The 9539-nt window shown below is 64.9% G+C and carries 9 protein-coding genes and 1 pseudogene; 4 read left to right on the forward strand and 6 right to left on the reverse strand.

Annotation, left to right across the window (positions count from 1 at the left end):
• The 5 genes and pseudogenes from WCB02_RS35190 to WCB02_RS35210 form a co-directional block, all read right to left on the reverse strand.
• A partial coding sequence (locus tag WCB02_RS35190) for a B12-binding domain-containing radical SAM protein (RefSeq protein ID WP_423965960.1) occupies window positions 1–504 on the reverse strand: 504 nt, incomplete at its 3' end.
• A gap of 258 nt (window positions 505–762) precedes the next feature.
• Window positions 763–1562, reverse strand: a pseudogene (locus tag WCB02_RS35195) (SDR family NAD(P)-dependent oxidoreductase).
• Window position 1563: 1 nt separating this feature from the next.
• On the reverse strand, window positions 1564–2118 hold the full coding sequence (locus WCB02_RS35200) for a carboxymuconolactone decarboxylase family protein (protein ID WP_423965962.1): 555 nt from the start codon (window positions 2116–2118) through the stop codon (window positions 1564–1566).
• 36 nt (window positions 2119–2154) lie between these two features.
• Window positions 2155–2967 (reverse strand): SDR family NAD(P)-dependent oxidoreductase, encoded by an 813-nt coding sequence (locus WCB02_RS35205; RefSeq protein ID WP_423965964.1) that lies wholly within the window; start codon window positions 2965–2967, stop codon window positions 2155–2157.
• A 330-nt stretch (window positions 2968–3297) separates the two neighbouring features.
• Window positions 3298–4074: a thermonuclease family protein gene (locus WCB02_RS35210; RefSeq protein ID WP_423965966.1), complete on the reverse strand. Its 777-nt coding sequence runs from the start codon at window positions 4072–4074 to the stop codon at window positions 3298–3300.
• Between the two features lie 268 nt (window positions 4075–4342).
• Between WCB02_RS35210 and WCB02_RS35215 the strand changes: the two genes are divergently transcribed.
• The 4 genes from WCB02_RS35215 (at window position 4343) to WCB02_RS35230 (ending at window position 9057) form a co-directional block, all read left to right on the forward strand.
• On the forward strand, window positions 4343–5941 hold the full coding sequence (locus tag WCB02_RS35215; RefSeq protein ID WP_423965968.1) for a GMC family oxidoreductase: 1599 nt from the start codon (window positions 4343–4345) through the stop codon (window positions 5939–5941).
• A gap of 7 nt (window positions 5942–5948) precedes the next feature.
• Complete coding sequence (locus WCB02_RS35220) at window positions 5949–6392, forward strand: hypothetical protein (RefSeq protein ID WP_423965971.1); 444 nt, start codon at window positions 5949–5951, stop codon at window positions 6390–6392.
• Between the two features lie 314 nt (window positions 6393–6706).
• Window positions 6707–7939: a patatin-like phospholipase family protein gene (locus tag WCB02_RS35225; RefSeq protein WP_423965974.1), complete on the forward strand. Its 1233-nt coding sequence runs from the start codon at window positions 6707–6709 to the stop codon at window positions 7937–7939.
• Window positions 7940–8007: 68 nt separating this feature from the next.
• Window positions 8008–9057, forward strand: a complete 1050-nt coding sequence (locus WCB02_RS35230) for a S1C family serine protease (protein WP_423965976.1) — start codon at window positions 8008–8010, stop codon at window positions 9055–9057.
• 127 nt (window positions 9058–9184) lie between these two features.
• Here the strand turns inward: WCB02_RS35230 and WCB02_RS35235 are convergent.
• Window positions 9185–9539, reverse strand: a 355-nt coding sequence (locus WCB02_RS35235; RefSeq protein WP_423965978.1) for a helix-turn-helix domain-containing protein, incomplete at its 5' end; no start/stop codon positions are given.

Below are 9539 nucleotides of genomic sequence, written 5' to 3' on the forward strand. Positions count from 1 at the left end.
GAAGGTCTTGTTGATGTAACGATGTTTCTTGAGCAGGTCGTAACGCGGCATCGGCATCCCGACCATCGGGTGCAATTTGTCCGACTTATAGCTGCCGCGCATATTGCCGTGCCTGAGGTCGTCGAGCAGCCTGTCGATCACGAGCTCGACCTCGCCGATCACCACCGCATCGCAATGCTGCAGGGCTTCCTGCGGCATGAAGCTCGGGTGGACACCGCCCATCACCACCGGCACATTCTTGGCGCGGAACCGGTCGGCGATCTCATAGCCGCGGTTGACGTAGCTCGTCATCGCGGAAATGCCCACCAGGTCTGCCTTGAGGTCGAAATCGATGGTCTCGATGTTCTCGTCGGTGAGCACCACCTCGTATTGGTCTTTCGGAATACAGGCGGCCACGGCCAGCAGCCCGGCCAGAGGCGAATACAATGCCCGGTTGAAGTAAATGGGGCGGGTAGTCAGGGAATCGGTTTTTGGATTGATGAGGTGGATGAGGCGAGTACGCACGGAAACCTCCTTTTCCCAGCCGAGGTTCCAACCACGTCGCCTGCAAAAGGTTTCTAAAATTTAAGCTTGGTCGAGCCCGCTCGCAGCGTCGGGTCCGGTGACACTTTCGTGAACAGGGCGACGGATCGCTTCGCCGCCCACCCCGGATGTCGTTGCCTCATCGGGCTACGCGTGCTTTGAGCCCCCGCGAACTCCATGAATTGGCGAGCTTGTTGCGATTGATGGCCATCGCTGCGCTCCGGCCATCCGACGAGGCCGCTATCCCCTTCGCACGCTCGATCCGCCATCCACCGGCAAGGTCACGCCGGTGATGAAGCTTGCTTCGTCAGAGGCCAGAAACAGCGCGGCATTGGCGACGTCCCAGCCGGTCCCCATTTTGCGGCGCAGCGGCACCTTGCTGTCGCGCTCGGCCTCGATTTCGGCGCGGGTTTTGCCGAATTCGCGGGCGCGGGTGTCGACCGCCATCGGCGTGTTCATCAGCCCCGGCAGGATGACGTTGGCGCGGATGCCGTAGTCGGCGTTCTGATAGGCGAGCTGTTCGGTGAAGGCGATCATCGCCGCCTTGGTCGCCTTTAGGCGACGTAAGGATAGGTCGTGATCGCGGCCATCGAGGAAATATTGATGATGGCGCCGCTGTTCTGCTGCCGCATGATCGGGATCACGTGCTTGGCGGCGAGGATACAGCTCTTCAGGTTGATCGCGACGCAGCGGTCGAAGGCCGCTTCCGTGATCGCGAGCAGCTCGGCATCGCCGCCCGCAAGGCTGACGCCGACATTGTTGTGCAGGATGTCGATGCGGCCCCAGCGCCGCATCGCGTCGGCAACCGTCGCCTTGAGGTCGGCGTCGCTGGTGACGTCGGCCTTGCATGCCGCCGCGGTGCCGCCTTTGGCCGCGATCATGTCGAGGGTCTCCTGGGCGGAGTCCAGGTGATGATCCACGCACAGCACCTTGGCGCCCTCGCGCGCAAAGGTCAGCGCGGTGGCGCGGCCATTGCCGATGCCTTCGCCGGGGCTCTGGCCGGCGCCGACCACGATGGCGATGCGATCCCTGAGGCGCATGTCAGTTCACTCCCGCCATCGGGTACTGCGCGAGTACCTCTTTGTAAGTGGGTTCGTTGTCCATCTTCATGGTCGCCAGCACGCGCACCACGCCGCAGTAGAAGGCGATGGTGAGCACCAGATCGACCATGTGCTCGTCGGACAGTTGTTGCTTGATTTCGTCGAAGGTCCGATCCGACATCGCGAGCTCCCGCACCATTTCGCGCGCGCCGCGCAGCACGGCCTTTGCCAGCGGCTCGAGCTTCGACGGCTTGCCTTCCGTTTCTGCCATCAGGCCCGAAATGTCGTCGTCGGTGACGCCGAACTCCTTGCCGATCTTGACGTGATGGGTGAACTCATATTCGGATTTTTCCAGCCAGCCGACCTGGAGGATGGCGAGTTCGCGCAGGCGGGAATCGAGCTTGCTGCGATGCCGGATGTAGCCGCCGAGACCGGAGAAGGCGCGGGCCATCTCCGGCGAGTTGACCAAAAGCTTGTGCAGATTGGTGTTGCGCTTGAGCATGTCGCGATATTCGGGCGCGACCTGGTCGGCCTCGAGATAGGGCAGGCGGGCCATGGTTTTTCTTCCTTCTTTTTGGGATCAGTGTCGTTGTCACTGGTCTTGCGATTCGCGTTCCGGAGCCTGCAGCGTGACGCCGCCATCGACCACCAGCACCTGGCCGGTGATGTAGCGGGCGTGATCGCTGAGCAGGAATCGCGCGGCCTGGCCGACGTCCCAGCCGGTGCCTTCCAGCTTCAGTACCGAGGCCCTGGCGCGCCGGGCGCGCGCGGCCTCGCTCATGCCGCGGGCGTAGACCATCGGCGTGTACATCGGTCCCGGACAGATGCAGTTGACGCGGATGTTGTCGCGGCCGTGATCGACCGCCATGGCGCGGGTCAGGCCGATCACCGCGGCCTTCGAGGTCGAATAGGTGGTGAGCCCGCGCGGGCGCAGCGCCGAGATCGAGGAGATGTTGACGATCGCGCCGCCCCGGGCGGTCTTGATCATGGCCGGGATCGCGTATTTCGACAGCAGGAACATGCTCTCGACATTGACCTGCATCACCCGCCGGTACTGCTCGGCCTTTTCCTCGACCACGCTGCCGCGACTGCCGATGCCGACATTGTTGTCGAGCAGATCGAGCCGGTCGAAGCGGTCGAGCGCGGCCTCGACCAACCGCTTGCAATCGGTCTCATTGGTGACGTCGCCGCCAAACGCGGCCGCGACGCCGCCCTCCGCCCGGATCATCTCCACCGTGCGTTCGGCCGCGATGAGGTCTCGGTCGGCTACCAGCACTTTGGTGCCGGCGCGGGCCAACAGGATGGCCGCGGCGCGGCCATTGCCGATGCCTTCGCCGGCCGCGCCGCCACCGGAGATCAACGCGACCTTGCCGGCCAGGCCGGCATCATCCTCCACTCCCTGCATCCTGTTCTTCCTTGTTATGGGACCGACGATAGCGCCGGTCGTGCGGAGAGAGAAGGCGGTTGTTGACCCGCACGATCTTTCCGCGCCGTGGCATAACGCCGTGGCGCGCATTTGCTCCCCGGCGGCCGCTCGGGCATGATCGTCTGCACAACGAGAAACACCGGAAGCGGCGTCGTGAAGATCATCGACGCCGGTGCATCTCTGCTCGCAGAGCCGGATGCCGTGCAGCTACCGTCAATGCATGACGTTCTGACAGGCCGCGAACTCGAGGAGGTGATGGGCCGCGGCCCCTGCGCCTGGATCGGCTGGGACTATGAATTCCAGCCGCGGCTATTTCGCCGCCGTGTCGGGCCGGCAATTGAAGGCGCGGCGGAAGCCCGCGGCCTGGGCGTCGTCCTCGGAACAGAACCAGCGATCCGGCCTGGTCAGCGGGGGATAGCCGATGCAGCCCTGCAGATGATAGATGCCGACATGACCGGTAACGCGTGCCCGCACCGCGAACTTGCCCTTGATGCTGCAGGCGGGCGGCATGGCGGGATCGTCCGGGAACAGCACGGCGCGGATCTCGGGGTCGCGGTCCGATCGGCAGGACGCGCCGAGCAGGGCGCCGTCCTTCTTGCCGGCGCGGAATTCCTGCGGCGCGACGAAGCAGCCCTTCCAGATGCCGCGCGTGCTGGCCTTCGCGGCGCTGGCGTCGTCCTTGAGGTGCATTTTGACTGCGGGTTCGAAAGGGATGGCAAAGCCGAGGCGCACCAGCGACTGGTTCAGGCTCGCGGTGTCGCCCTCGACCGTGCAGATGCCAACATGCCACTTCTTGAAGACCGGGTCGGGACCGAGATCCTCGCAATGGACCTCGCGCCCGCCGATCAGCCTGGTCAGTTGGTCGCGTACGTCGGTGCCGCAGCTCCAGGGATCGGCGTGGTCGTCGATGCAGAGCTGGTCGACCTCGGGGGCGTCGATGCCGTCGAGCCGGTAGGTGGTAGTCCCAAGCTGGATGGTGTCGCCGCTGCGGACGATGACGCCGGCGGCGCCGGCCTGGCTCGCCGAAAAGGGGAGGCAAAACGCGGAGAAGCTGCAAATCGAAAAAAACAGGCGTCGGAAGCGCATGCGTGCTCTTGAACCGGTGTGATGGGCGGAATGGGATCATCCTAGCACATTCCGGATGTCACAGAACCGATCGGCTTGAAACCAATGGTTCTTTAGAACCGGAGTTTTTGCGCGCGCCCCGGATGGATGCCTCGCACGCGGTGTGGCTTTACGAGCGGCCCGATCTGATCCTATCGTTGAATTGGTCCGGCCCGCTCATGGTCCGGGTGTGAGGCCGACCGCCTCTCAAGCGGTGCCGAGTGGAATACCCTGAAATGAACGATCCCCAATGAACGATCCTGTGGACGTCCTGATCATCGGCGCCGGCGCCTCCGGCGCCGCGGTCGCCTGGTCGCTCGCCGACACCAGGATGCACATCCTCTGCCTCGATCAGGGCGGCTGGACCAGGCCGTCCGAATATCCCAGCACCGGGCGCGACTGGGAGGCGCGGTTCTATGGCGACTGGTCGACCAGCCCGAATGTCCGAAGGCGCCCCGAGGACTATCCGATCAACGACGACAGCTCGCCGATCAAGGTGGTGAACTTCAACGGCGTCGGCGGCTCGACCATCATGTACACCGCGCATTGGCCGCGGCTGCATCCGTCCGATTTCCGCGTCCGGACCCTTGACGGCGTGGCCGATGACTGGCCGATCGACTACGACACGCTGGTGCCGTTCTTCGAGGAGAACGACCGCATGATGGGCGTGTCGGGCCTGTCGGGCGATCCGCTGTCGCCGCTGACCCATCCGCCGATGCCGCCGCAGCCGCTCGGACTCTCCGGAGCCTTGATTGCCAAGACCATGAACAGGCTCGGCTGGCACTGGTGGCCGTCGGACACCACGGTCGCAACGACGGATTACGAGGGCCGGGCGCGCTGCATCAATCTCGGCCATTGCACGCCGGCCTGCGCGCAAGGCGCCAAGGCATCGACCGACATCACCTATTGGCCGCACGCGATCCGGGCCGGCGTCGAACTCAAGACGCACTGCCGCGTGCGCGAGATCACGACCAACGAGCAGGGCATGGCGTCCGGCGTCATCTATTACGACGAGAACAATGTCGAGCAGTTCCAGCCCGCGGAGGTCGTGATCCTCGCCTGCAACGGTGTCGGCACGCCGCGCATCCTGCTCAATTCCGCCAGCGGCCGTTTTCCAAACGGGCTCGCCAATTCGTCGGGCCTGGTCGGCAAGAACCTGATGTTCCATCCCTATGCGCAGATCTACGGCTTCGTGAAGGAGCCGACCGACTCCAATCGCGCACCGCCGACCTGCCTCTGGAGCAAGGAGTTCTATCACACCGACCGCTCGCGCGGTTTCGTCCGCGGTTACGGCATTCAGTTCGGTCGCGGCGCCGGGCCGGTGTTCGAGGCGGTCGCAAGCGAGCAGAAGGGCATCCTGCCCTGGGGCGCGGATCATCATCGCGTGTTCCGCAAGCTGAATGGCCACAGGCTGCATGTCTCCGCGATCTGCGAGGATTTGCCGGAGCAGCACAACCGCGTGACGCTGGATCCCGTGCTGAAAGATGCCCACGGCATTCCGGCGCCGAAGATCGACTACACGATCAGCGACAACAGCGCCAGGATGATGGCGCATGGGCTGGCGCGGGGTCGGGAGATTCTCGAAGCCGCCGGCGCCACCGACATTTGCGTCAATTCGCCGATCCCCTGGGGCGGCTGGCACCTGCTCGGCACCGCGCGGATGGGCACCGATCCGGCGCGCTCCGTGGTCAACGAATGGGGCCGGTCGCATGACGTGAAAAACCTGTTCATCGTCGACGGCAGCGTCTTCGTCACCTCGGGTGGGGTGAACCCGACCTCCACCATCCAGGCCATCGCGCTCTACATCGCCGATCAGATGAAGCAGCGCCTCGCCGATCTCTTCGATTGAGGACGTGATGACAGACGCTCTCACCCCGGCCCAGCGCGATGATCTCCGCGCGATCGCGGCGATGATGATCCCGGCCAGCGCCGAGTACGACGTGCCCGGCGCGGACGACGCCGCGATTCAGGCCGATATCATCATGACGCTCGGCCGCGATGCCGCGCAGGTGCGCGCGGCGCTCGATCACCTGGCGCGCCTTGCCGGCAGGCCGCTTGCCGCGCTCGATGCGACCGAGCGCGAGAGGGTTGTCGCAGAATTCCGCTCAGCCGGAGGCGCTGCCGCGGCGACGCTGACCCGCGTCGTCCTGCAATGCTATTATCGCGACGATCGCGTGCTGCGTTCGCTGGGCCTGGAGCTTCGCGCGCCATTTCCTAAGGGCTATCCGCTGGAGCAGGGCGACTGGTCGCTGCTGGACCCGGTGAAGGCGCGCGCGCCGGTACGGCACAGCAAGCCGTGAGCGGTTGTGCTCGGCATCCGTCTGTAAGGAAGCGGCGGCCGAAGGTTCGAGATCCGGCTGGGGGGCGAACGCCAGATGGCAAGCGTGGTTGGCCCGAGCCGAGCGGCTCGGTCCCATCATCTGCCAAGCGAGATATTTTGGCGTGACGCGCGGAAGTTCTTGGCGAGCGCCGCGCTTTTGCGCGCGCACGCCCCCGCGCGAAGGCCTCGGGCGCAAACGCATGAGGATGCAAGACGTGACTTGACGCGCGCGCGTTGACAAGCTCTGGTTGCATGCAGGAATTTTTGTGAAATTCATTTTGATGGAGAGCCGTCATGCTCGACGACGCGCACCCGGATTCAGCCGTCAGGATCGCTCAGGACGCCGCGAGCTTCAAATGGGATGACGAGATGCCGCAGCGGGGGATCGGCATCGCGCTGTCGGGGGGCGGATTTCGGGCCATGCTGTTTCATGCCGGCGCGCTCGCGCGCATGAACGAACTCGGCCTGCTCTCCCAGGCCAAGCGCATCTCCAGCGTTTCCGGCGGATCGATTATCGCGGGACAGCTCGCGCTGTCCTGGAGCGCGCTGAGCGGGGCCAATGCCGATGGCGTGTTCGCGAACTTCCAGAGCATCGTCGTCGATCCCATTTATAGCTTTTCACGGCAGAAGATCGACGTCGTCGACGCGCTGACCGGCGCGTTGCCGTGGGAGACGGCATCCGGCGAAGTGGCGAAGAGCTACGAGAAATATCTTTTCGGCGCGAAGACGCTGCAGGACCTGCCGGACAGCCCGATGTTCATCTTTTGCGCGACCAACCTGCAGACCGGCGTGCTCTGGCGGTTCTCCAAGCCCTATGCCGGAGACTACGTCATTGGCCGGCTCGACAGACCAGCGACACCGGTGTCGCATGCCGTAAGCGCCTCATCGGCCTTTCCTCCGATCTTCTCGCCATTCCTGCTGCAGCCGCCGGCAGGAAGCTTTGCCAACTGGCCGGAAGGGCCGATCCTCGCGCCGGGCGAGATCGCGGGCTTCTGTTCCCGGGTCATGCTCTGCGACGGCGGCGTCTACGACAATCATGGCGTCGAGCCGATCGTCAAAGGCCAGCTCACCAACTTCGTCAGCGACGGCGGCGCGCCGTTCGCTCGCATGTCGTCGATCCAGACCGACTGGATCAGCCAGCTGCGCCGGATCCTCGACGTCACCGACAACCAGGTGCGCGCGCTGCGGCGTCGCGACTTGATCGCGCGCTTCATCGCGGGCAACAAGGCCAAGGACGAGACGCAACTGACCGGCGACGCGCGCATGGGCGCCTATTGGGGCATCGACACCGACCCGCGAAAACTGAATCCGCCGAACGCGTTGCCCTGCGATCCCGATCTGGCCCATCAGCTCGCCCGCGTCGGCACCCGGCTCAGCGATCTCGGCGAGACCATCTCCAAGCAGATCGTCAACTGGGGGTATGTGATTTGCGACCGCAGCCTGCGCGCCAATTACACCGGCCCGATGTCGCCGTCACCGGCGGCGCCAAAGCCGCCCTATCCGGACGCGCCGCTGACGGGCTCGTAGCCCTACACCCCCAGCCCTTGCGTCAGCAGGGTGCGCTACCCATCTGACCGGCCAAAGGAAAATTGGCCATGTTGGATTTCACCTCCGATGTCGCCGCTGCCGAGCTGCCGGCGGCGAACGAAACTGACGCAAACGAACACAATCAACTCAGCGACCAGGCGCTGCTCGACGCCTATTCCAATGCCGTGATCGGTGTGACCGAGCGGGTCGGTCCGGCCGTGGTGCGAGTCGAGACCGGGCCGAAGCAGCGCAGCGGCCGCGAACGCGGCGGGCTCGGCTCCGGCATCGTGATCTCACCGGACGGGCTGGTCCTGACCAACAGCCATGTCGTCGGCGCCGCGAAGGAGATCCGGCTGCGCGATCTCGAAGGCGTCGTCACCGATGCCCGCGTGCTCGGGGTCGATCCCGACACCGACCTGGCGCTGCTGCGCGCCGATGGTGCGCGCGACCTGCGCTATGCCTCGCTCGGCAATTCCAGGCATCTGCGCCGCGGCCAGCTCGTGGTCGCGATCGGCAATCCGCTCGGTTTCGAATCGACGGTCACCGCCGGCGTGGTATCGGCGCTCGGACGCTCGATCCGCTCGGTCTCGGGCCGCACCATCGAGGACGTGATCCAGACCGATGCCGCGCTCAATCCCGGTAATTCCGGCGGCCCGCTGGTGTCGTCGGCCGCCGAGGTGATCGGCATCAACACCGCGATCATCAACGGCGCGCAGGGCATCTGCTTTGCGGTCGCCAGTAACACCGCGCAGTTCGTGCTGGCGGAGATCATTCGTCACGGCTATGTCCGGCGGGCCTATATCGGCGTCTCCGGCCAGACCGCGCCGATCCCGCGCCGGCATGCGGTGGTGGCCGGTGTCGAGAACAAGATGGGCGCGCTGCTCGCGCAGATCGAACCCGACGGACCGGCGGCGCAGGCCGGGCTATTGCCGGGCGACGTGGCGATCAAGCTCGACGGCGTCGACATCAACGGCGTCGACGATCTGATCCGGGTGCTCGATCGCGACCGGATCGGCCGGACGCTGTCGATGGACGTGCTGCGGCTCGGCCGCCTGCGCGCGGTCGACATCCACCCGGTCGAACGCAAGCCCTCGGCGCGACAGAATCTCGCGCCGTAGGGTTTGGCGTGTCGCAACATGATCGGCATCTATCATTGCGGGCGGTCAAATAGAAGATGACGCCCCGAGGCTGTTCTGTGCGTCACGGAGCGGACAGCAAAGTAGGGGGCGCTTGGCTCCCCACGTATCATGTCGCCGCCGAAATCAATGTGATCCGTCCGGCCTCGCCCCGCTTCCGATGAGGCTTTAGCGTGATTTCCACATCCTGATTGAACGCCGTCAGCATCCGCATCAGTTTCTCGACCGAAACCAGCCGAAAGTCGCCCCTGAGCAGCTTTGAAAGGTCCGGTTGCTTCATTTCGATCAGCTTGGCGGCTGCCGTCTGGGTCAACTCCCGTTCGGCGATCAACCGTTTGAGCTGCACCACCAGTGCAGCCTTGAGCTGGTGCTCCTCGGCGTTAGGCAGACCGAGGTCCGCGAAAATGTTGCCGGAGCCTTTTTCGTGGGCTGGCAGTTTTTTCCTGGTCGTCATTATCGGTCGC

Source organism: Bradyrhizobium sp. (genome assembly GCF_049581145.1).
Lineage (GTDB): Bacteria > Pseudomonadota > Alphaproteobacteria > Rhizobiales > Xanthobacteraceae > Bradyrhizobium.

Bases quoted from the DNA above. Each gene is read 5' to 3' on its own strand.
- WCB02_RS35200 (WP_423965962.1), bottom strand. From the start codon at position 2,118: ATGGCCCGCCTGCCCTATCTCGAGGCCGACCAGGTCGCGCCCGAATAT.
- WCB02_RS35205 (WP_423965964.1), bottom strand. From the start codon at position 2,967: ATGCAGGGAGTGGAGGATGATGCCGGCCTGGCCGGCAAGGTCGCGTTG.
- WCB02_RS35210 (WP_423965966.1), bottom strand. From the start codon at position 4,074: ATGCGCTTCCGACGCCTGTTTTTTTCGATTTGCAGCTTCTCCGCGTTT.
- WCB02_RS35215 (WP_423965968.1), top strand. From the start codon at position 4,343: ATGAACGATCCTGTGGACGTCCTGATCATCGGCGCCGGCGCCTCCGGC.
- WCB02_RS35220 (WP_423965971.1), top strand. From the start codon at position 5,949: ATGACAGACGCTCTCACCCCGGCCCAGCGCGATGATCTCCGCGCGATC.
- WCB02_RS35225 (WP_423965974.1), top strand. From the start codon at position 6,707: ATGCTCGACGACGCGCACCCGGATTCAGCCGTCAGGATCGCTCAGGAC.
- WCB02_RS35230 (WP_423965976.1), top strand. From the start codon at position 8,008: ATGTTGGATTTCACCTCCGATGTCGCCGCTGCCGAGCTGCCGGCGGCG.